General features: G+C 47.4%; 21 protein-coding genes. 14 read left to right on the top strand and 7 right to left on the bottom strand.

What is annotated here, in order from left to right; genetic code table 11:
- Positions 1-332: 332 nt before the first annotated feature.
- A complete protein-coding gene (locus tag AB4Z29_RS00725; RefSeq protein ID WP_441941256.1) occupies positions 333-1,121 on the top strand; it encodes a metallophosphoesterase in 789 nt (262 codons plus the stop codon).
- A gap of 32 nt (positions 1,122-1,153) precedes the next feature.
- Here AB4Z29_RS00725 and AB4Z29_RS00720 read toward each other — a convergent pair whose 3' ends face one another.
- Positions 1,154-2,035, bottom strand: coding sequence for a helix-turn-helix domain-containing protein (locus tag AB4Z29_RS00720; RefSeq protein ID WP_441941255.1), 882 nt, complete (start codon positions 2,033-2,035; stop codon positions 1,154-1,156).
- Positions 2,036-2,160: 125 nt separating this feature from the next.
- On the opposite strand from AB4Z29_RS00720, the gene AB4Z29_RS00715 reads away from it, so the two are divergent.
- The 3 genes from AB4Z29_RS00715 (at position 2,161) to AB4Z29_RS00705 (ending at position 5,581) form a co-directional block, all read left to right on the top strand.
- A complete protein-coding gene (locus tag AB4Z29_RS00715; RefSeq protein ID WP_441941254.1) occupies positions 2,161-2,934 on the top strand; it encodes a phytanoyl-CoA dioxygenase family protein in 774 nt (257 codons plus the stop codon).
- 231 nt (positions 2,935-3,165) lie between these two features.
- Positions 3,166-3,957 carry an alpha/beta hydrolase family protein gene (locus AB4Z29_RS00710; protein ID WP_441941253.1) on the top strand — a complete coding sequence of 264 codons (792 nt, stop codon included), beginning with the start codon at positions 3,166-3,168 and terminating at the stop codon, positions 3,955-3,957.
- A gap of 268 nt (positions 3,958-4,225) precedes the next feature.
- The gene (locus tag AB4Z29_RS00705; RefSeq protein ID WP_441941252.1) at positions 4,226-5,581 is read left to right on the top strand and encodes a dicarboxylate/amino acid:cation symporter; all 1,356 of its coding nucleotides are present in this window, start codon (positions 4,226-4,228) and stop codon (positions 5,579-5,581) included.
- Between the two features lie 151 nt (positions 5,582-5,732).
- On the opposite strand, the gene AB4Z29_RS00700 is transcribed toward AB4Z29_RS00705, so the two are convergent.
- Together AB4Z29_RS00700 and AB4Z29_RS00695 are read right to left on the bottom strand one after the other, a co-directional pair.
- The gene (locus AB4Z29_RS00700) at positions 5,733-6,011 is read right to left on the bottom strand and encodes a hypothetical protein (RefSeq protein WP_441941251.1); all 279 of its coding nucleotides are present in this window, start codon (positions 6,009-6,011) and stop codon (positions 5,733-5,735) included.
- Positions 6,012-6,062: 51 nt separating this feature from the next.
- Positions 6,063-6,359, bottom strand: a complete 297-nt coding sequence (locus tag AB4Z29_RS00695) for a DUF3055 domain-containing protein (RefSeq protein ID WP_183557386.1) — start codon at positions 6,357-6,359, stop codon at positions 6,063-6,065.
- Between the two features lie 237 nt (positions 6,360-6,596).
- Here AB4Z29_RS00695 and AB4Z29_RS00690 point away from each other — a divergent pair, with 237 nt between their 5' ends.
- Complete coding sequence (locus tag AB4Z29_RS00690) at positions 6,597-7,595, top strand: HRDC domain-containing protein (protein WP_441941250.1); 999 nt, start codon at positions 6,597-6,599, stop codon at positions 7,593-7,595.
- Positions 7,596-7,644: 49 nt separating this feature from the next.
- Here the strand turns inward: AB4Z29_RS00690 and AB4Z29_RS00685 are convergent, their stop codons facing one another.
- On the bottom strand, positions 7,645-8,658 hold the full coding sequence (locus tag AB4Z29_RS00685; protein WP_441941249.1) for a zinc dependent phospholipase C family protein: 1,014 nt from the start codon (positions 8,656-8,658) through the stop codon (positions 7,645-7,647).
- 167 nt (positions 8,659-8,825) lie between these two features.
- Between AB4Z29_RS00685 and AB4Z29_RS00680 the strand changes: the two genes are divergently transcribed.
- From AB4Z29_RS00680 to AB4Z29_RS00645, 8 genes are all read left to right on the top strand, one after another.
- Positions 8,826-9,287: a chemotaxis protein CheX gene (locus AB4Z29_RS00680; RefSeq protein ID WP_138752488.1), complete on the top strand. Its 462-nt coding sequence runs from the start codon at positions 8,826-8,828 to the stop codon at positions 9,285-9,287.
- Positions 9,288-9,364: 77 nt separating this feature from the next.
- Complete coding sequence (locus tag AB4Z29_RS00675; protein WP_441941248.1) at positions 9,365-10,138, top strand: SDR family NAD(P)-dependent oxidoreductase; 774 nt, start codon at positions 9,365-9,367, stop codon at positions 10,136-10,138.
- Between the two features lie 26 nt (positions 10,139-10,164).
- Positions 10,165-11,601 carry a DEAD/DEAH box helicase gene (locus tag AB4Z29_RS00670; RefSeq protein WP_441941247.1) on the top strand — a complete coding sequence of 479 codons (1,437 nt, stop codon included), beginning with the start codon at positions 10,165-10,167 and terminating at the stop codon, positions 11,599-11,601.
- Positions 11,602-11,715: 114 nt separating this feature from the next.
- Positions 11,716-12,954, top strand: a complete 1,239-nt coding sequence (locus AB4Z29_RS00665; protein WP_441941571.1) for an S-layer homology domain-containing protein — start codon at positions 11,716-11,718, stop codon at positions 12,952-12,954.
- A gap of 738 nt (positions 12,955-13,692) precedes the next feature.
- The gene (locus AB4Z29_RS00660) at positions 13,693-14,415 is read left to right on the top strand and encodes a hypothetical protein (protein ID WP_441941246.1); all 723 of its coding nucleotides are present in this window, start codon (positions 13,693-13,695) and stop codon (positions 14,413-14,415) included.
- A gap of 153 nt (positions 14,416-14,568) precedes the next feature.
- Entirely contained in the window at positions 14,569-15,261 is a 693-nt protein-coding gene (locus AB4Z29_RS00655) for a cytochrome c biogenesis CcdA family protein (protein ID WP_441941245.1), read from the top strand.
- Between the two features lie 120 nt (positions 15,262-15,381).
- Positions 15,382-16,131: an ABC transporter ATP-binding protein gene (locus AB4Z29_RS00650; RefSeq protein WP_441941244.1), complete on the top strand. Its 750-nt coding sequence runs from the start codon at positions 15,382-15,384 to the stop codon at positions 16,129-16,131.
- Entirely contained in the window at positions 16,131-17,378 is a 1,248-nt protein-coding gene (locus AB4Z29_RS00645) for an ABC transporter permease (protein WP_441941243.1), read from the top strand. Before AB4Z29_RS00650 ends, AB4Z29_RS00645 begins: the two co-directional genes overlap by 1 nt.
- A 91-nt stretch (positions 17,379-17,469) precedes the next feature.
- On the opposite strand, the gene AB4Z29_RS00640 is transcribed toward AB4Z29_RS00645, so the two are convergent.
- A complete protein-coding gene (locus tag AB4Z29_RS00640; protein ID WP_441941242.1) occupies positions 17,470-18,765 on the bottom strand; it encodes an aminotransferase class I/II-fold pyridoxal phosphate-dependent enzyme in 1,296 nt (431 codons plus the stop codon).
- 206 nt (positions 18,766-18,971) lie between these two features.
- Between AB4Z29_RS00640 and AB4Z29_RS00635 the strand changes: the two genes are divergently transcribed.
- Complete coding sequence (locus tag AB4Z29_RS00635) at positions 18,972-19,757, top strand: helix-turn-helix domain-containing protein (RefSeq protein ID WP_441941570.1); 786 nt, start codon at positions 18,972-18,974, stop codon at positions 19,755-19,757.
- Positions 19,758-19,927: 170 nt separating this feature from the next.
- On the opposite strand, the gene asd is transcribed toward AB4Z29_RS00635, so the two are convergent.
- Both asd and AB4Z29_RS00625 read right to left on the bottom strand, forming a co-directional pair.
- The gene (gene asd, locus AB4Z29_RS00630) at positions 19,928-20,716 is read right to left on the bottom strand and encodes an archaetidylserine decarboxylase (protein WP_441941241.1); all 789 of its coding nucleotides are present in this window, start codon (positions 20,714-20,716) and stop codon (positions 19,928-19,930) included.
- A gap of 81 nt (positions 20,717-20,797) precedes the next feature.
- Positions 20,798-21,562 carry a tryptophan-rich sensory protein gene (locus AB4Z29_RS00625; protein WP_441941240.1) on the bottom strand — a complete coding sequence of 255 codons (765 nt, stop codon included), beginning with the start codon at positions 21,560-21,562 and terminating at the stop codon, positions 20,798-20,800.
- Positions 21,563-21,656 lie beyond the last annotated feature (94 nt).

Here is a 21,656-nt window from a genome sequence, read left to right as displayed (position 1 = left end):
CCTTATTCTAATGAAAGAAATGTTCTTATTTAAGAACATTACCGCCTGTTTCAAATAAAGCTTATTAACAAAGAGAATATCATCTATCATACATTCTATAATTGATTAAGATCGGTTCGTTTTCTTTTTGTTTTTGTTCTTTATAAAGAACTTGTGATTAGGTTACCATCTCTTCTGATTCGTTGTCAACAAGTTAATTTATAAAGTGTGTTTTTTTGTAGAATGGGAGAGGAGGTATCCGATAAGAAGCGGTGTTGTTTGTTGGAGCATGCTGCTGCCTTGAAGTTGAGATTGGTTAATGAGTTGCATATACTAGATCATAAGGCTGTGTCATGTTCGGTGAAAAAGGGGGGATCGTTCTGATTTATTTTGCACTGCTGGCAGGTGTCGCTATCTTATATTTATTTTTTATATTTCCAACGCAATGGTTAAAGCTTGAGACGGTCAAACAGCCTCTCGGCATAAACAAAACGATCTTGCAAATCAGTGATCTTCACTTTGATAGATTGCGTGTACCGGCAAGCCGGATTAAGAAGGTCATTAAGGAGAGCAATCCTGATTATATATTTTTAACGGGAGACTTCACCTACAAGGAGCGATACTTATCTCGTGCTGCCCACTACTTCAAAGCGTTTGCGGATTACGGCGTTCCTATATATGCCGTATTAGGAAACCATGATTACGAGCTTCCCCAATTGCGCAAGCTGCTTCGGTTGTTTGAACATTATGGGATTAAACTGCTTCGGAATGAATCGGTATTCGTAGAGGATTTCCAATTAGTCGGGATCGATGATTACGGTACGGGACACAGTAAAATCAACAAATCATTTCAGGACGTAAACCAGTCGAAGCCTATCGTGATCATTACCCACGATCCTAATGTTGTACTAAAAATTAAGCGTCCATACGCTTATTTAATGGCGGGCCATTTGCATGGAAAGCAGCTGAATGTGCCATTCTTCTTTACGTTTAAACCCAAAGGCCCGCTTTCCGCGAAAGGGATATATAAAGGGCTCCATTCGGATGAGAACGGCTTCTATTATATATCCAAGGGAATCGGGCAAGCTGGTGTTAATGCGCGCTTTATGGTTCGAAGCGAAATCACGCTGCACCAGCTATAAAACTTAATCAAAGCGTATGGTATGAAAAAAGATCAGTCAGACTGGCTTCGCCTTGCCTTCCGATAAGCAGCAGGAGGCAGGCCCTTAGCTTCCGTAAAGGTTCTTGTGAAATAATGGACAGACGAGAAGCCGCAGCTTTCTGCGATGGTTTTAATCGGTGTGGCTGTCTCGGACAAAAGCTGCTCGGCCGCACGAATTCGCTCATGCCGGACAAGAATGGAAAATGATTCATGCACGCTTTGGGAGAATAAACGGGACAAATGCCGCTCCGAGATGTTTATGTAGCCGGCAACCTCCGCTAAGCTCAGTTGAGCCCCTAAATTATCACGGATATACAGCTTGGCACGGCTAATCAGCATGGCGGTGTTGGAAGCAGGCAATAGCGTTTCGGAGCTGCCTTTTTTTCCGCCGATAACCGACTGGAAGCTTATGATAAGCGAATGAGCAAGCTGCTGCATGATCGAAATTGGAATAGCAAAGCAATCACCGCTTGGAATAAGTAAGGAATGCCAAATATGAGAAGTAGGAGAGTGCTGCTGCATATCAATCCAGATGGGACCGCTGCTCAGCGTTTGATTGAAATAGTCGTATTCATCTTGCTTGGAATGCTTCTTGTCGAGCTCGAAGGCTACATATAATAAGTCCAATTGGTCGACATCCCGAATCTGGTGCAGGACATCCGGCCTTGAGCAGAAAATAACGCCTTCTCGCAAGCCATATTCAACATTGTTTTCTTCATAAACGCCAGTTCCCCCAGCAACGTAGCAAACCTCGTAAAAGGAATGTTTATGGCTAGTATTCGCTATTAAGCTTTGAACCGCTCCCCAATAATAAACATGCATCGTTAAGGTCTCACCTTGCAGCAACCTTGCATAACGGTTTAAGCGTTCCTCGCTTTTAGCCCAAGCATACATCTGTACCATCAGCTCCTATGGCGTAATTGTGCAAATAGTAGTCGTTGTCAGACAAATACGTTTTCCTTATGTACTGTCTATAATAAAAGTATGTTCAAACTAATTATAGATTAAGGAGAATGAGGATGTCCGTCAATGATAATGCGCAATTTTACAAAGAGAATGGGTATTTGCTGGCGCGAGGTGTCTTTAATGAAAGCGAAGTTCAAGAAATGAGAGCTGCGGTCGAGCAGATCGTTAAGCGGGCAGCATTGGCGCAAGCGGATGACAACCATGCCTGGCAGGGAGATTTTTTGCCGCCGGAGCAGTTGAAGAAGCTTGTGCTAAAAGGGTTCCATGATGTGCATTATCATGATGCGGCTTTCACGAGAGCGGCGATTCATCCACGGATGGTAGAAGTATTAAACGACCTTATCGGTCCGAATGTTCAACTGCATCATTCCAAAATGCTCGTTAAGCCTCCAGCTAACGGTGCCGCGTTCCCTATGCATCAGGATTATCCTTATTTTCCTCACACCAATCATTCCATGCTGGCTGCCAGCGTTCATTTGGATGATGCGGATGAAGAGAACGGCTGCTTGGCTGTCGTGCCAGGCTCGCATTTGCAGGGACCGCTGCCGCATATTGGGAAATACTATCTCAATCATAAGGAGCATCCGATTTCATCGGGAACGCTTTGCCCGGCCAAAGCGGGCGATGTATTGTTTTTCAACTATTTGACCATCCATGGCTCAGATGTGAATCGAAGCGAGAGAACGCGCAGAAATGTTCTGTTCCAATATCGTGATGCTGACGATAAGCCAACGGAGCAGGTGCATATTGACTGGGGCATGGGTCTGATGGTAAGTGGCGAGAATCGGGATTTCCTGAATGTAAAACCAAGCTTCGTGCTGAAATAGGCACTTGCGGGAAAAATCTTGTTGGAAGCGCATAACAACGAACTGCCATAATAACGTTGACAAAATGAAAGAGAGTAGTTAATATTTAAATATAACCAAGTAATTCTATGTGATAATATGTATTTGATAAATTGATGTTTTCATATGCTTTTCATGCGACCGTAAAAACGGAGGTGTCCTTTTCTAAAGGATAACCTCCGTTTTTTTATTCAGAATGGAGGAGTTGTAAATATGGCAGAGAAAACGATTGTATCGGAGGCATTTGAAATTAAGCTTAGCGAGCAGCTCTTTTTACGGGGAAAGGTAAAGACGCTTGAGGGAGGGGCAGCAAGGCCTGCCGTTATTGTTGGGCATGGCTATAGAGGTTTTCAGGATTGGGCGTTCTGGCCGGAAGTAACGGACCGTCTTGCTGAGAATGGCTTCTATACCGTAAGCTTTGATTTCTCGCGAATTACGGCAAAGGAAGTTGGAGGCGACGAGGCTGTCATTGCAAAAGCGAGCACGGTCTCACAGGAGATTGCGGATCTGGATGTTATCCTTCAGCACGTGAAACAAAAGCTGCTGCCGCATAGTGAACGGGCTGATCCTACACGTGTTGCTCTGATCGGCCATAGTAGAGCGGGGAGCAGTAGCTTGATTCTTGCAGCCGAGCAGCCAGCGGATGTGCAGGCCGTCGTCGTTTGGAATGGAGGGGCAGCACCTTCTGGTGCTGTAGCAGAACAGAACGCTACGCTGCTCCAGCAGACGGTGGCGCAAGACGCGGAAGCCAATAAAAGCCGCTTTGATGTGCTGGAGCATTTTGGATCGTTGAAGCAACCGGTGCTGCTCGTGCAAGGCAGAAGCGATAATGAGCGACTTCTAGCGGTTCATGAGCAGCTTAAGGAAGCAAATCCAGAGCAAACCTTTGTTTCCGTTGAGGGCGCTGATCACGTGTTCGGCGTGCGGCATCCTTACGAAGGCGCAACGCTATATTTATCAGAAGCTTTGCAAGTTACTTTAAGCTTTTTAGGCAAGGTTTATTAATTTCTTAAATGGTTGTCAAAAGACGCCGCATAACCGGTTAATTACGGTTGTACGGCGTTTCTTGCTGTCTCTATGCATGCACCTGAAGTGGAAGGGCGATTTCACCGCTGCAGCTTTGCAGAAAATTCATATTGACACAAAGGAAATGGCGGTGATATATTGTTTTCAGTAAAGCGCAGTAATCTCATCGGAATTATATTTAATTAATTTCCAAGTTAATTAGTGCGTTGCAGGATAGAAAATAGACAGAGGGGAAGATTGTCGCATTATGGAAAATAATTTATTAACGGCGCTAGAAAACAACTGGATTACGCTGCTCGTTTCAGCGGTGCTACTAGGCGGACTTTACTTTCTAGCTAAGAAACGCGTCGGTTTCGGAAAGAGGGTTCTAGCCGCGCTTGGGCTTGGATTGGTCGCGGGCATTCTATTCAACCATTTTGAATTGGAAACGGAAGGCGTAGGCACGATTGGATCGATCTACATTAACCTAATCCGAATGATCGTTATCCCGCTCGTGTTTGTTCTTGTCATCAACAGTATTATATCGATAACAAACATTGAGTTTCTACGCAAGCTGAGTGTTAAGACGATCGCTTGGTTTTTAGCTACGACAGGCGTAGCGACGATTATCGGGCTGCTCGTTGCATCTGCTATTAATCCAGGAGCTGGATTTGAGCTAACGACTCCAGAAAACTTCGAAGCGCGTGAAGTACCGAGTTTTTTCAAAGTTATTCTGGATCAAGTTCCATCCAATCCAATTAGCGACGCGGCTGACGGTAAAGTTGTGCCTATTCTCATATTCGCCCTTTTCATCGCGGTTGCGATTGTCAAGGTAGGAGCCAAAAACCCGGATTCCGTACAGCCTTTCAAAGCCTTCATTCAATCCGCAACGGTTATTTTGCATCAAGTAGTTAAATTTGTCCTTCGCTTTACGCCATATGGCGTATACGCGCTGATTGCGGTTATGGCAGCCAAATACGGCTGGGAAACGCTTGAACCGCTGGCTATGCTGATTGCTGTGAGCTATATCGCTCTTATTCTTCATTTCATATTCGTATTTGGCGGCTTGGTAACGTTTGTTGCAAAGGTTAATCCGCTGAAATTTTTCAGAAAAGCATATCCGACGATTGCAGTCGCGTTTACGACGCGGAGCAGCTTTGCTACACTGCCAATCAACTTGGAAGTAATAACGAAGCGATTGCGCATATCGCCGAAGATTGCAAGCTTTGTAGCTCCGCTTGGGGCAACAATGAATTTTAACGGCTGCGGCGGTGTGTGGCCGGCGGTGGTGTCCGTTTTCGTAGCCCAGGTTTACGGCGTGGCACTTACTGCAACCGATTATGTTCTAATCGTAGTGGTTAGCGTCATTTCTTCTATCGGCGTTGCGGGCGTTCCTGGACCGGCATCCATCTCGACAACGGTTGTTTTGACGGCAGTTGGTCTCCCGCTTGAAGGGATCGCGCTTGTGGTAGCCGTCGAATCTCTTATCGACATGGGACGTACAGCCGTTAATGCAACCGGTACGACAGTAACCGCATTGCTCGTTGCGGATTCCGAAGGAGAATTCGATCGCGAAGCGTTCAATCGCGGAGACGAGGATGACTTGGAGCTTAACCCAGCTTAATGTTAGGATTGAATAAACCGCTGCCAGCATGTGCTGGCTGCGGTTTTTTATCTCTTTTAGCAGTCCAAGCGTCTTATAAAGAAAGGAGCCCGAATTGAAAAAAAGCCCCAGCCAAGCACGCTTGAAGCGTGTGGGCAGGGCCTATTAGCAATTACGGTTCGTCGTGCACCTCGGGAAAGGAATGGTCGTATTCGTCTTCACCGGGATAATCTCGCGGCATTCCGTCGTGCAGGGCTCTATTCTCGTAGTAAAAGCGGTTGGATGGCCGTTGGTCTATACGCCAAGGCGTGCTTTTGCCCAGTGATTCCATGAGTAAGTCAGAACCATACGGGCCATCCGGAAATTCCTCCGGAATCAGGTCGTTGCGCTGCGATTCTACCGTCGAAACATCGGTATACGGCTGGCGATTTTCTTTCATAAATCGATCCATCAGCAGACTCCTCCCAAAATGGTATGTTATTACCATTTCAGTGTACCCTGATTAATCGGTAAAATGCACCGTTCCAACAACAAAATACAGAAATTGAGCAAGCTCGGAAGCTTCCTCCTCCGTCAGCTTAAACGTATGTTCCAGATAGCCTTCTTCTTCAAGGTCATCGGGGCCGATAATTGCGGTTTTGCCAAACTGGAGATCGGTTATCAGTTTTTTTCCATAAAAGCGGCTTGTCGAAGTAATGGCAAGATCAAAGCGCTTCAAACTCGGGCCGATAAATGTCACATATCGGGTGGAAGTCTCTTCCGTTGAATCGGACATAAAATCAAAATCAGGCAACAGCATGTTGTATGGCCTCCACTTCATTAATACAGTCATTATACAATAACAAAATGCTTGTAATAAAGAAATCATTATGATAGTATGAACGCAATCGAATCATTGAACGTGGAGGAAGCACCTCCTTTGCCCTAGGGCAAAGGAGGTGCTTTTTTTGTTTTACGGCATTCCCTCTTTCATTCAAAGCGGCTGCCCCCGTTCAAGCCATTCGCGAAATCATGACTTATTGGAGGATTGAGGAAAATGCAAATCGTATTTTTAAACACGTTCGAGAAACCAACCGAGGAACAAGAGATCGTAAGTGCGCAGCTGTCCATCAGCGAAAGCCAAGGCATATGGTCCGTGCATTGGATGGAAGGCGAAGATGAGAGCGGAAGTCCGCATACCTGGTTTGAGGGAACGTCATGGGAGGAAATGATCGTAGCCTTTCGGCATGGGATTGCTCGGGTTATGGGAGAAGGCTATGTACCTGTTATTGATGGCATGCTGGATGATCGCAGACCCTCATCGGGCAGCTTCGTAACGATGCTGCAGTGCTACGGCGAGCATAATCACAATCCTGATCTTTTCCAGAAGCTTCGCGAATGGCGGCGTGCCACGGCAAGCGCAGAGAAACGTTCGGCATATCTCGTTGCAACGAATCGAATGTTGTGGATGATCAGTACCTTCATTCCGAAGTCAGAGGATGAATTGTCTCAGATTCCTGGATGGGGCAGTGCGAAGCAAGCCGCCTATGGCGCTGACATGCTCGCGATCATGGAGGAAACAGAACGAGAAACGGTATTCCCGCTGCAATGGGTAACGGAGAAGCTGGATACAGGCATATACACGCAGTGGCTGTATAAGCAGAAAGAAGCAAAGTACAAGACGCAGATGGATCGGCAATTGGTTAAGAAGCACATTCTAGCGACGGTACATGAAGGCGGATCGCTTGAACAGCTAGGTTCTGAGCTGGAGCTATCCAGGCGTGAGCTGATGGACCGGATCGAACAGTTGGAGCAGGAAGGCTATGATATGGATTCCTTAATTTCAAGAGAACTCCATGCCGTATCGGAGGACGAGCAGATTCTGGTATGGGAGGCGCTGTCACAGGTAGGAGATAAATATTTAAAGCCGGTGCTGCAGCAGGTTTATGGAACAACGGAGGCGTCGCAGCTGGATAAGCCTGTTGATGTATTATATGAACGCTTGCGTTTGATTAGGCTGCGTTTCAGGAGAAGCTTGGCGAGCAAAGCTGTGTAACCAAGCGGGGGAAATGAATCGATTGGTGCTGATAACAAAGGCGTCTTCGCTAGGAAGACGCCTTTGTTATCCCTATTTGATCAGGCCAGACCGTCTCTGCGAATCGAATGCGTGTATCAGACTCGCAAGAAAGCCCGGTTTCATAGGAGCGGTTGCTAATTAATGTAATGGCTTGCTCACGCAGCTCGCGCACAGATGAACGATCCTCTTTCGTTAGCTGAGGGCCTTCGTGAGCTCTTAGCCAAACGAGGATAGCTTGAATGACCTCGATACCATCTAGAATGGCATCCTCCCATAAGCTCCATGCGCTCTTATGGTTGTAGGCAGTTCCGTTTACCGGGTCAAGCCAAGGCTCTTCTGCTACGTTTAAGACATCAAAGGGAAAAGGTTCCTTCTTAAAGACGAAGGGTTCAATTTGGCCGAAAGTGAGCGCCCTTTTTAGCCCGGTAGGATCGTGGAACAGGCGCTGGGCAGCTATGAAGTCGCGGCTTGCTTGGTTGAAATCTTCCCGCTCGATCATTGACGCAAGATCGCTGTAGTAATTCGAAACAATGGACTCGAACGCATCCAAAACAGGCGAAGGAAACGAACCGTTAATATCTACGTATTCCCAAACTGCGGTTTTCCACGTTTCGACTCCCCACAATTCTCTCGCAATGATCGTATCCATCATGATCTCAAAACGTTGATGATCCCATTTGCGGAAACCGGATTTACTGAAAACATAGGGGTGCAGATTACGGTCTAGGATGTGATGGAGAACAAAACCAAGTGTGTATAGGATAGAGGGATCAGGACTTTTAGGGCATGCCTTCCTCCCATTGACGCTATCGAGTAGCTCGACTAGGACAGGACCACAGGAAATATTATGCATTTCGGTGCCTAAACGGTTTAAAGCAGCGCTGCGCTGCCAAGGAAAGAAACGGTGATAGAATAAAAAATCAGGTCCCTGACAACCCAAATTAAACATGTTTTTATGCTCCTTCAATTGAAGAAGCTCACTTTCACCAAGCCTTTCAAGCACAAGCTGTCCAAATATGAAATGCGCCCATACGTTTGGCAAGCAGAGAACCCTCCAGTCATTACGGCAATTTACCGTTTTCGAAAAATAAATATAGTGCTTTAGGTATATATATTTTTTTTATAGTATACTTGTCCTAATGAATTAAGTATAATATAAATTAAACAAGACAAACCGCGAATTTTGTCGAAAAGGAGCGTATCTTCATTATGAAGGCAGAATACATTAACCCGTTTCTTGAATCCGCAAAGATCGTGATTGAGCAAGTTGTTCAAATACGTCCTGCGACCGGTGAACTTGGTCTTAAGGATATCAAGTTTGTAGAGAACTATATTTGGATTCAAATTGGACTCAATGGACAGATGAACGGAGACATTGTATTCGGGCTAAGTGAAGAAGTAGCTATGAAAATGGTTTCTGCGATGATGGGCGGATACGTAATTTCTGAAATCGACGAAATCGTGAAAAGCGCTATTTCTGAGCTCGGCAATATGATTAGCGGGAATGCCAGTACCATGTTGTTTAATCAAGGAGTGCGCGTCGACATTACGCCACCGAAGGTTATCCAATCTGCGCAATCAGCAGGCTTTACTGCGCAGAAGGCACTTACCATTCCGCTTATTATGGATGGAATCGGAGAGCTTGACATCCAAGTTTTAATCGCATCTTAGCACAGAAATGGCTCCTTAGGGAGCTTTTTTTGCGTCTGTAGAAGCAATCAAGTAAACTTGTAAATGGGTGATGTTGGATGTTAAAGGATAAAGTTATATTCATCTCCGGAGCATCAAGCGGGATCGGGGCGTTAACGGCTATCAAGCTGGCGGAACGCGGCGCAATACCCATTCTGACCGGCCGGAATGTCGAGAAGCTGAAAGAGATTGCCATGAGCATAAAAGGCAAAGTCTCTTATTATCAAATGGATGTAACCGACAATAAGCAGGTGCAGCAAACGGTCGAAGCCGTCATTGCGAAATACGGTAAAATAGATGTGTTGTTGAATAACGCCGGATACGGACAATTCGAGCCTTTCGCGAGCATGCCTGTCGATCATTTCCAACAAATGATGGATACCAATTATATGGGCGTCGTGCGGTGTACAAAGGCAGTTATTCCACATATGGTGAATCGCGGAAACGGGCATATTGTTAATATCGCATCGCTGGCAGGTAAGATTGGTACAGCCAAATCAACCAGTTATACGGCTACGAAGCATGCGGTGCTCGGATTTACGAATTCGCTTAGAATGGAACTTCGCGGAAGCGGCATACAGGTGTCGGCCGTTAATCCAGGCCCGATTGATACGCCTTTTTTCTCCCTGGCTGATCCTTCCGGCTCTTACGTGAAAAACGTCAGTTGGTTTATGATGAAGCCAGAGTACGTAGTCGATCGGATCGTGAAGCTGATTGAACGTCGAAAAGACGAACTGGATCTACCTAAAAAGGCGGCAGTTGCCATCAGATTCTACCAACTGCTGCCCCGCACGATTGACCGGCTCTTCGGCGGTATGCTGAATCGAAAATAAAGGTCTATTTGAGAGAGGATTAAAGAATGAGTAAGCACACTTGGAATGAGATTGGTATTAATGAGCTGCTTGAAAGCAAGCTTGCGGCGAACGGGATTTTGGAACCGACGGATGTTCAAGCAGAGACGATTCCGATTCTGCTCGGAGGCAGCGACGTATCAGCAAGATCACAGACTGGCACGGGCAAGACGCTAGCCTATTTGCTGCCAATGCTGCAAAAGCTGAATTCGTATTCGAATGCGGTACAAGGCGTCATCCTTGCTCCCACACAGGAGCTGGCCATGCAAATTGTACGCGTTGCGGAAATTTATGCGGAGCCGCTTAATATTCGCGTGCAACAGCTTATAGGAGGTGCGGCATTAAAACGTCAGGTTGAGAAGCTTAAGCTTCGTCCTCAGCTTGTAATCGGAACGCCGGGACGTATCCATGAGCTGCTCAAAATACGTAAGCTTAAGCTAACTGATGTCAATAACGTAGTCGTGGATGAAGCGGATCAAGTTTTCCAGCTAGGCTCCACAAAAGAAGTCGAAGTGATTCTTCACAATATGGGTAAAGGGCGGCAAATCGCGTTTTTCTCGGCCACTTACCCGGATCAAATGGCTCGGTTCGAAGGACGCTGGATGAAAGATCCGGCGCGCATTCAAATTACGCCGGAGCATAGGGTGTCTCAAACGATTGATAATTATTTCGTTGTCAGCGATAAACGAGATAAGACGGATACGGCACGCCGTCTCGTGCGTTTGCTGAATCCTTCGTCGGCATTGCTATTCTTGAACGATACCGACAACATCTCCAACTGGGAATCGAAGCTCAGCTATGAGGGCTTTACGGTCGAAGCCCTTTACGGAGATGCTGACAAGCAGCGCAGAGCGGCGACGCTAACTCGGTTTCGCGAGGGCCGCTGCCAGCTGCTGCTCGCTACCGATGTCGCTGCAAGGGGCTTGGATATCGAGGGCTTGCCACTCGTTATCCAGCTGGATCCAGCAGCCGATGCGGACCATTACGTTCACCGTGCAGGTCGTACGGGACGTATGGGACGAGCTGGTACGGTCATTTCCATCGTCATGCCGCAGGAGCTGTTTATTATGGAGAAATTCCGTAAGCAGCTTGGCATCGATCTCTCGGAACGAACGATGTTTAGAGGCAAGCTTCTGTCTGAGGAAGAGCTGAGGGAAGCCACTCGCCCATTCGCCGCACGGCATGAAGCGAAGCTGGCTGAGCGCTCGGAAGTTCAGTCCAAGCGATTGCAGGAGCGTAAGGAGGCGCCGGCAGCAGCATCTGCTCCGGTCAAGGAAACAAAGCTTGTTGAGGTTCATGCAGCAACGGCGGCTCCTAAACCGAAGGCCGCCGCGAAAGCGGCTCCCAAGCCTTCTCCAAAGAAAGTGGAACGCAAGCGCGAAGGGAAAAACAAAGGCGCGCCAAAATGGTTGAAAGCAAAGCGCGAGGCCGAAAAAGAAAAATAAAATAAAAAAAATGGAAAGCCACCCTCTTAAATCGAAAGGCCTCCCCCGAAACCTATGGGCGAAGGTAAAAAATGCGGCAAAACCCGCAATCGAAAAAGGAGAGTGGCTTTCTTGATGAAACAAACGATGTGGAAAAAGACAGCAATATCCTCGCTTGCGCTGCTAATGCTTGCAGGCGGAGCAACGTCAGCTTTTGCAGATGGTGGTGGCAAAGGCAAAGGGCAGGGTGGCGGCCGTGACGACGATAAAGGCCGACACGAGGATAAGAACGACAAGAACGATAAAGATGGCGATTATAAAGTAACGTGGAACTTTGRAGACGAGGACGACCTGAAATGGGCAATGGAATACATTATGCGGCTTGCATCAAAGGGTGTATTCACCGGTTATGAAGACGGGACCTTTAAACCGAACCAAAAAATTAGCCGAATTGAAACCTTGACTGCGGCGGTTAGATTGATGGGACTGCGCGCGCAAGCAGAATCGTCAGAAGAAATGAACACTGAACTGCAGTTCAGAGATGCTGACAAAATCGAGAAAAAATATCCGTGGGCTGTCGGCTATGTAGCGGTCGCACTGGAAAACGATTTGTTCTCCGAGTCCGAAACGGAAGTGAAGCCGGAGGCAAACGCAACAAGATTGTGGTCTACGATCCTGCTCGTAAAAGCGCTTAAATTGGAAGATGAGGCGAAAGCGCTCAACAATACGAAGCTGGACTTTAAGGATGCGAAAGAGATACCAGCAGGCTCTGTTGGTTATGTCGCTCTTGCACTCAAAAAAGGCATCATCACCGGCTATGATGACAAGCATGGCAAAACATTCCGTCCGAATCAGCCGGTTACTCGCGCAGAGCTGGCAGCCTTACTGGATCGTACCGATACGGAAATGCCGGATCAGGATGCACAAGCCATTACGGGCAAGCTCAAGGCAGCTCCAGAAGGCGGCAAGCTGACAATTGTCAAAGCGGACAAATCCGAAGCTGCGCTTGCTATTGATCCGAACGTATTTATTTTCCGCGATGATAAGAAAGCTCCTCTAAGCGCATTGCGCGCAGGCGATGAGGTTCTTGTCCGCACCTATCAGAACAAAATCGTATTTATAGAGGTAACGAAATCAGCTCCTGTGGTAACGGCATTCTCGGAGCTAGGCGTCATTAATTCACTTACATTTAATGCGCAGGCGAAGCTTGCGACGATTTCCATCTCGCGGGTTGAGAATTCGCAAACCGTTATGCTGACATACAACGTGGATGCCAATGTAACGATTGCCGGAGATGCTTCGTTGTTGAAGCCAGGACAGCTGGTGTTGGTAAAAGGCGATAATGCCTTGGCAAAAGGAATTGAAATCAAATAATGATTTTGGAGGAGCGTCATCGCAATCGATGATGCTCCTTTTCGTTTGAAGCGGTAAAGAGGTAGTAGAAGAGGCGATAAATGTAAGGAGAAAATAAAGTTCTAGACTAAAAAATAAAGTATTAGACTTACGATGCTTCATTAAGCAAAAGGGTAGAAGGATTAAGATCAATCTCGGTGAACCGTATCACAAATAGAGGCAATGAACTTATTTTTAGATCTATTCCTTTTGACATGGCTACGAACTAAAAAGGTTAGGGATATGATGTTGCCTGATTATGCGAATAATGCTAACAATGAGATTGTGCAGCTGAGTAATGATTTACTGAAATTTTTAAGTCAAAATGATATCAAATCAGAAATGCATGTTCAGTAATTTTTTTGTTAAAATAGGATGGTTTTATAATTCCGACAAAAACGATGGGATAAATTAAAATAATCGTTGACATGGCATTCTTTGGGTAATAGAATAAACATGTAATCAAAATGCGTTGGCTAACCATTTTGTAGGATAACAAAAGAAGAATAATCTACTGGACCACCAGAGATTCGATGAGCACGCTATGAGGCGTCTTGTTGAGTCTCCTTTTTTTTATCCAAGCAAAGTTAAGCAAGGGGGAAGAACACAGGCATTTTCAACAACATTCGCATTTCTCAAAAGGGTTGCATTAAACAAGCTTGAACGGAAACAACAATAAAACGACGCTCAATGAGCGAAGCGAAAGGGATGTTCACACACATGAAAAAACTGACATTAACATTGATCTCCGCAACTGTAGCTTTCTCGGCACTCACTTACGTAGCGGTATCTGCGAAACAGGCTCAAGGTACTCCAGTTCCGAAGAGCAGCACCGCCGTTACTGCTCCTGTACAGGAAGAAAAACCTGCAGTAATTGATACGGCAGAAGTGAAAACAGCCGCAGTTGCAGAAGAAACAAAACCGCAGGCAGACGCTGCCGTTGTAGTGGTAGAAGAAGCTGAACCGCAGGTAGAAAAAGCATCGGAAGAAGCAGCAGAGCCGAAAGCGGACACTAGCGCTGCTCAAAAAGACTCCGCAGCCAAAGAAGTAAAAGCTGCTGCAATTGAAGTGAAAGAAACGGTACAGCCAAAAGCAAGCGCACCAGCAGTCAAACAAGAAGCACCTAAACAAGAAGCTTCTAAAGCTGCGGCACCTGCTGTAAAAGAAGAGAGCGCGCCGAAGGCTGCTGCTGCGGCACCTGTTGTTAAAGAAGAAAAGCCAGCTGCTACTGTGAAGGAAGAAGTGAAAGCAGCACCTGTAGTCAAGGAAGAAGTAAAAGCTGCTCCAGCTGAAACGACACCTAAAGAAGAGAAAAAACCAGTTACGATTATTAAAAAAGATGCGGCGCAGCCTAAAGCTCCAGCTGCTTCAAGCTCTTCATCCTCGTCAGGCTCCTCTTCAGCGCCTTCTGATTCAGGAACAGCTGTAGAAGAAATTTGCTAATCCGTAACAAAGCGAAGAAGCATCGATAGATATACGTTTCTTAAAAAGCGGTACACGGGAGAATGGGCGGTCAAGACCGCCCATTCTTTCTTTTTGACGGCCTGCCTTAGCTAGAACGCATCTTAACGAGTATTCATATAGGGGGAAGAGGGATTGGACTATTTATTGGCTTTTTCAGCAGGGCTGCTTTCTTTTTTGTCACCATGCGTGCTTCCGCTCATTCCTGTTTATTTAAGCTACATCATTGGCTCCTCGCTTCCAGGAATGGAATCGAGTAAAGCCAACTTAAACGCGGGCGCCAAATCGGTATTTTTTATTATCGGTTTTTCACTAGTATTCATTGTGCTTGGCGTTTCCGTAAGCTCGATAAGCAAGCTGTTTGCCGATCAAATGGGTCTGATTAGACAGGCCGGAGGCATCCTCATTATTATTTTTGGATTACATATGGTTGGCCTGTTTAAAATAAAGCTCCTGTATGCGCAGAAAAGGTTTATGCCTTCCGCGCCTGCCAATAAAACATGGAGCTCGTTATTGCTCGGCATGGCGTTCGCCGCGGGCTGGACACCTTGTATTGGCCCGATTCTGTCAACGATTCTGATTTATGCGGGCAGCATGGATACGATGGAGAAGGGCGTATTGCTGCTTGCCTTGTATTCGCTTGGCATGGGCTTGCCCTTCTTTCTATCGGCGCTGCTTATTGATCATCTGACCTTATATTTGAAAAAGTTATCTAGGTTTATTCCAGCCGTATCAATCATTAGCGGCTTCATTTTGCTTGTGATGGGCATTCTTGTTCTGACTGACAAGCTGGACATCATCAACCAATCGTTCAGTCTCTTTAGCTAATAAGGTGCATGCATTCAATGCTGTTCAAGGAACCCAAAACATTGTTTTTTTGATATTGGCTCCATAATTCGGTATGCTGTTTAATAGCTTATACCAATTTGCAATGTTGAAGGTGATAGAATGGAGTCCATTTTGAAAGTTAGCGGATTAACCGGGGGCTACAGCCCAAGAAGACCCGTGCTGCACGATATTTCCTTCGAGGTTAAAGCAGGGGAAATGATTGGACTGATCGGGCTTAACGGCGCAGGAAAAAGCACCACGATTAAGCATTTATTAGGTCTGATGAAGCCGCAAACCGGCGAAGTGCGAATTGACGGCGTGACGCTAGAAGAGGAAACAGAGCGTTACCGTTCCGCGTTTGCTTACGTACCGGAGACGCCTGTACTATTCGATGAGCTGACGGTGGAGGAGCATTTGCGCTTAACCGGCATGGCTTACAGCGTGAAGGACGTCGATTACGCTGAACGGGAGGAAGAGCTGCTTAAGCAATTCCAAATGATGCCGAAACGCAAAGCATTTGCTTCCCATTTGTCAAAGGGGATGAAGCAGAAAGTAATGATTATGAACGCGCTGCTTGCGGAGCCGCCTTTGTACATCATCGATGAGCCTTTTCTGGGACTTGATCCGCTCGGTATTCGCTCCTTGCTCGAGCGGCTTGTAGAGGTGAAGCAGAAAGGCGCAGCCATTCTTATGAGCTCGCATATTTTATCCACCGTAGAAGCCTATTGCGACCGATTTATAGTCATGCACCACGGGAGAATCGTTGCGATAGGCACGCTGGAGGATGTAAGAAGGGCAGCCGGAATGGAGATGCGCGGCGGTTCGCTGGAGGATGCCTTCTATAAGCTCGTTACAGGAGGCAATGCGTAATGGGCAACAATCGGGCGCTTGAAGCGTTATGGCATCGTCGGGGGAAGGCGTTCCGTGAGGAGGCATTTCCTTATTTTCGCTATATGGGGCAGAGCGGCTTTCCAGCTTTTATGTCTTTGTTCGTTATCTCCTCTGCTATCGGCTATATCGGCTTAATTCGAAATATGCCCGCTGAGTTCCCATTTACTGCGGTAGGCATAATCGCTTTGACACTTGTATTGTGCTGGAGTCCGCTACGAACATGGCTCGCTGCTGGCGACGCCGTATTTCTAATGCCGCGAGAGGCTGAGATGAACGGATATTTACGGTTATCGTTCCGTTATACGACGGTAGCTTGTTCTGTTCTCGCAGCCATCGTATTCCTTCTGTATATGCCGATTTATTCGCAAGGTCCGTCGATTAACGGAGCATGGTTGCTTGCTGCCGTTGCTGCAGGCTTAAAGGGCGCGAATGTATGGGGTGCATGGAAAGAACGCCAAATGAGCTGGCCGGGCATGAGACGGCTTCTTCGCGGGCTGCGCTGGTTGATGACGGCGTTAACGCTTGCAGCTTGGCTTACCCTCGTGCTGTGGCAAGCGGCAGCCTATACGCTGCTTCTCGGGCTTCTTTATATGGTTCTCTACCGGTTGCCGAGCAAGCATCGGTTTCCATGGGAGAGGCTGATTGATGAGGAAGCGCGGACACGGAAACGCTATTATGCTTTTTTTGGACTATTCATCGACGTACCGACGCTGCCATCCAGCATAGCCAAACGTTCCTATTTGACGTGGCTGCTCCGTATAATCCGTTATACGAATCGACACACATTCGTTTATCTCTATTCGGCATCGCTGATGAGAACGGAAATGGGCGGCATTATCGTTCGGCTGCTCTTCCTCGGATGCTTGATTACCTATTGGTTTGCTGAGGCGGTCTCGCTGTCAGGGTACGGAAGCGTCATTACGTTCGTCGTTTTTATGGGCTTAATAGCCGTTCAATTAGGCGGGCTGCGGCATGTCCATCGCTATTCGGTATGGAAGCATGTATACCCGCTGCCGGAAAAGCAAAGAATCGATCAATTTTTAAAGGTGGATCGATTCGCTATGCTGCTGTGCACGGTACTGCTTTGGCTATTTGTGGCATTGCCTCTTGCTCTGTCGGGCGTGTACATGCCTTCGATTGCCGCAGCAGCGCTGGCAGCTGTCTATTTGATGATTCGACCAGGCCGCTTGCGGAAGAAGCTTGCTTTAGATGAAGAAGAGGATTAATGGAGCTTGAAAGCGGAAGTTAAAACAAAAAACGTGCTCGAGTTTGTCAGCAGACAAGCTTCGAGCACGTTTTTTTGTAAGCAAGTTGTTATTAGGCAATCAATTCATTAACGGCTTTGAATATGGTATCGAACAATTCTTCAAGGTTTTCTTCCTCAATGCAAGAGAAGGCAACACGCAGATCCGTTTCTCCGAGCGCAATCGTGCCGATGCCATATTGGTTCAGCAAGTGAACGCGTACCGCTTCTGCTGTCACGCCGCTTAGCTTCAAGCACATGAAGTAGCCGGAGTTAAACGGATAGTAATCCCACACGTCGCCATAACGGCCGCTATCGAGCAAATCTTTGACTCGGTTGGCGCGGCCTTTCATAATCTCGTATTTCTCCGCTTTCTGTGCTTCAAAATCAGGCGACTTCAATGCGTGCAGCACGAATGTTTGCGAAGGATGCGGACCGCTCGAAATCGTTGCACGGATAATACCTGTCGTTTTCTGCTCCAGTGCGGCAAGAACGGCTGCAGAGGCAGATGCATAGGTAATAAAGCCTACACGGAAGCCCCAGACGTACTCCTCTTTCGTTGCTCCGTCAACCTTAATGGCAAGAACGCGAGGATGAAGGTCGGACAGCTTGGCGAACAGCGACTCATGCAGGGAATCCTCGAAGAACAAGCCGAAATAAGCGTCATCGGTTACGACAACTACGTTAATACCGGCTTCTGCCGCTTCACGAATCGCAGCGACGATTTCTTCGCCTTCTTGAATTCCTGGCGTGTAGCCCGTCGGATTATTCGGGAAGTTCAGTACCACGATGGCTTTTCCTTTGTCCTTCTGAGCGAGCAAGGCCTCGCGAAGACCCGCGCTGTTGAAACGGATTTGTTCATTGTAAAGCGGATATTCCACGATCTCGGCACCGCGGCGGATTCCGAAAGTAAGCTCGTAGTTTTCCCAGTTTTTATTTGGAATAATAACGGCGTCGCCTGCGTCTGCGAATAAATCGGCTACGATGCTTAGCCCGTGGGTCAAGGCATTGGTTACGACAGGATTGCCGAAGCTCTTGGACTCAAGCGACGGATTGTCTTGTATCATCTTGGTGCGCCAAGCAGCGCGAAGCTCGGGCTTCCCGCCGGGCGGCGCGTATTCATATATATCTTTCGGATTGTAAGCAGTGAGCGTCTCTTGAATAACCTTGAGATGCATAGGCTGTCCGCCTTCTGTTGCAATTCCGATCGTTGCGTTAAATTTCGTTGCTTTCGTTTTCGCTTCGGCGGACTGACTGAGTATGCCCTCCTTCGGGAAATAAATCGCTTTGCCTAAGGTTGACAACATCGCATAGACGTTCGGACTCTCCGATTGCAACGTCTCGTTTAACTGCTGAGCAAGTGGGTTCATGGACTTTATTCCTTCCTTCCGAAATCATTCATTTGAATTAGGTATTATTAGGCCTGAGCCGTTTTCGCTTGTCGGGTGCTATTATAACATTTTTTCGGAGCTGCAAACCATTCTCAAAGCAAATTTTTTCGTAACTTTGTGCGGCTTGCGCAAAACTTTGCCGCTGTTGTATGATGACGGCATAGATTTGTACAGGAGGTTGCATGATGCTGCACATTTCGCCGGATTCTTTCGTACTACTGCCTGCCTTTGCCAAGATCGTATGCGAGCCTGGCTGGAGATGGGCGAGACGTGAGAAGCCAATGGCTAATTTCGACTTATTCTATGTATGGAGCGGAGAAGGGGAAGTTGAGGTTAACGGTACCCCTTACGAGGTCGGACCGGGGAGCTGTTTTTTATTCCGCCCCGGCGATTATACAAGCGCTACCCACAATCCTCAGCGCCCGCTCGTCTTATCCTATATTCATTTTGCAGTGAGCGAAACGATAGCAGCGGTACCGAACCGTTACAGGCAGCTGCATGATACCGTTGATTTTGAATATATGCTCTCGCGATATGTCAGGCTGTTTCTCGTACAGACGTATGCGGCAGAGGAAGAAGCGCAGCTCGTTCTGAAGCAGCTGATGATACATCTGCTAAGGGAAGACAAGCAGCTCCCCGTTGAGAAGAAAGCAAGCAATCAACTCACGGAAGCCATTCACGAGGTCGCGAACTTTGTTCGCCAGAACCCGAGCATTGCGCATCGCGTGGAAGACTTGGCCATGCGTGCCCAGCTGTCGCCCCGGTATTTTTCAATGAAATTCAAAGAGCTGATCGGAATGTCCGTGCAAACCTACATGATCCGCACCCGGATCGAACGCGCGCAGCATTTGCTGATGCATGCGGGGATGAACGTAACGGAGGTAGCGGATGCGCTGGGGTATCGCGATATCTTTTTCTTCAGCCGCCAGTTTAAGCAGTATACGGGGCGCAGCCCGTCGGAAATTAGATAGCCCGGCACAAGGGCTGTCCTAAGAGCCCACATGGAAATAGCAGCGCCTGCTTTGTTCATATTGGAGATTAAAAAGAACCTTCAGCTCCACTTTTAGTGGTGTCGAAGGTTCTTTCGTGTACTTAATGGGATGTGCCCGCTATAGCAGCATCTTTTGGGACAGCCCTTGTTCTATTCATCGTGGAGGGTGCCGAGCCGCTCGCCCATTCGGACCTTTGCGCCAAGCAAGCCGTTCTCTCGCGGCGTGAAGGTGCTGTCCTCAAGCAGCAGAACGACAGTGGAGCCGAACTCGAAGTAGGCCAGCTCATCGCCTTTATGCATCTCTTCTTTGAGCGGCTGCACATATTGAATGCTGCTGACGTTCATCGCGCCGACCTTAACGACTGCGACCTCTCCTGCCGGATGCTGCATATAAGTGATAAGCCGCTCGTTTCGACTTAATACTCGGCGCATATGACGCAAGCCAAAGTCGTTAACGGGATACACCTTGCCCGCGATATGCTCGCGTTCAACGATGCGCCCGCTTACTGGGGTATGGATGCGATGGTAATCGGTTGGACTCAAATAAAGGACGAGGTAATAACCGTTCATGTAATTGGCCGTTCGCGGCGATCGGTTAAGCAGCTCATCGATCGTATAGTCCTGGCCCTTTACATTGACAATCGTCCCGCTGGTAATCTCTCCAGCTCCCGTAATGAGCGCGTCTACCGGGCTTACTAATGCGCCTGTGCCTTCGTGGATCGGCCGAAGTCCCGGTTTTAGCCGACGGGTGAAAAACTCATTTAGCGTCTTATATTGTGACAGAGGCATTTCTGCTTCCTCTGTTTTAATGCTGTATGCTGCGGCGAAGCGTGAAATAAATCGGCGGCTGGCAGACGAATGCGCCAATTTGCCTGTTATGCGGGATATCCACTTGCGAGAGCTTAATTCTGTCATGGAACGAAGCAGCCATTTCATCATACGTGAACCGTCACGTCCTTTCCTGCATGGGCCAATCGTACTGATACCCAACACACAGTGTGACATATCCGGTTCTTTTTTTCAATATGCAGCCGCTTTCCTTTTATTCGCGATGATTAGAACATACACAGCAGTTGCTGCCAGAAGCGCTGCGAGGATAAAAGCCGCTAAAGTGACATCGGCTTGCTGACCGCCCTTGACGGCGATGGCGATGAAGGACCAAATAAAAACAAGGATAAACGCAGGATCGAGAAAGGAGAAACCGATCGTAACGGCGAGCAGTGTGGCGATGACAAGTAAAATAATTGTCCATATGACATCTGAGAGACCAAAGCCGTTCCAGTCGGTCGCAGACAACGCAACGGTAATGTTCACGATTGTTGCGGTGCTGATCCAGCCCAGATAAATACTGAATGGAAGTCTTACGAGGTAGCGCTCGCCCCGTGTAGGTGCCTGCTTGCCCTTTCTCACTGACGTATAGATCGAGATAAGCGAAAGCAGGAGGGCCAGCATGACGAATACGCTGCTGCCTAGCTTTTCGTAATGCCATACGAGAATCCAGGCTACGTTCAGCAGACAGCTGATTAGAAACCAAGGTCCAATTCGCTGAACGATTTGGCTGTTTGCGCCTTTCGGGCTTAGTTGATAAGCAACAAAACCAATGAGCAGCAAATAAATGACCGACCATATCGAGAATGCATATGGTGCTGGGGTAAAGAGTACAGGATATTTAGCGGACAACTCGCCTGTCGTTTTGTCATTGATTGGAAGCCATTGAGCTAACCCATTTACGATCAGCACGGCAGCGAGACCAATGGTATTCAACCATCGATAGCTGTTTTTCATAGTCGATCCCTCCATCAATTCATTGTTTGCTAAAGCTTCTTGTATCATATGTAAACCATTCCGCCTCTATTTATTCACGATTCTTGAATAGATG

Source organism: Paenibacillus sp. 2TAB23, assembly GCF_052115165.1.
In the GTDB taxonomy this organism is placed as follows: domain Bacteria; phylum Bacillota; class Bacilli; order Paenibacillales; family Paenibacillaceae; genus Pristimantibacillus.
The sequence above is the reverse complement of the archived record's forward strand: the minus strand, read 5'-3'. Positions and strand labels throughout refer to the sequence as shown.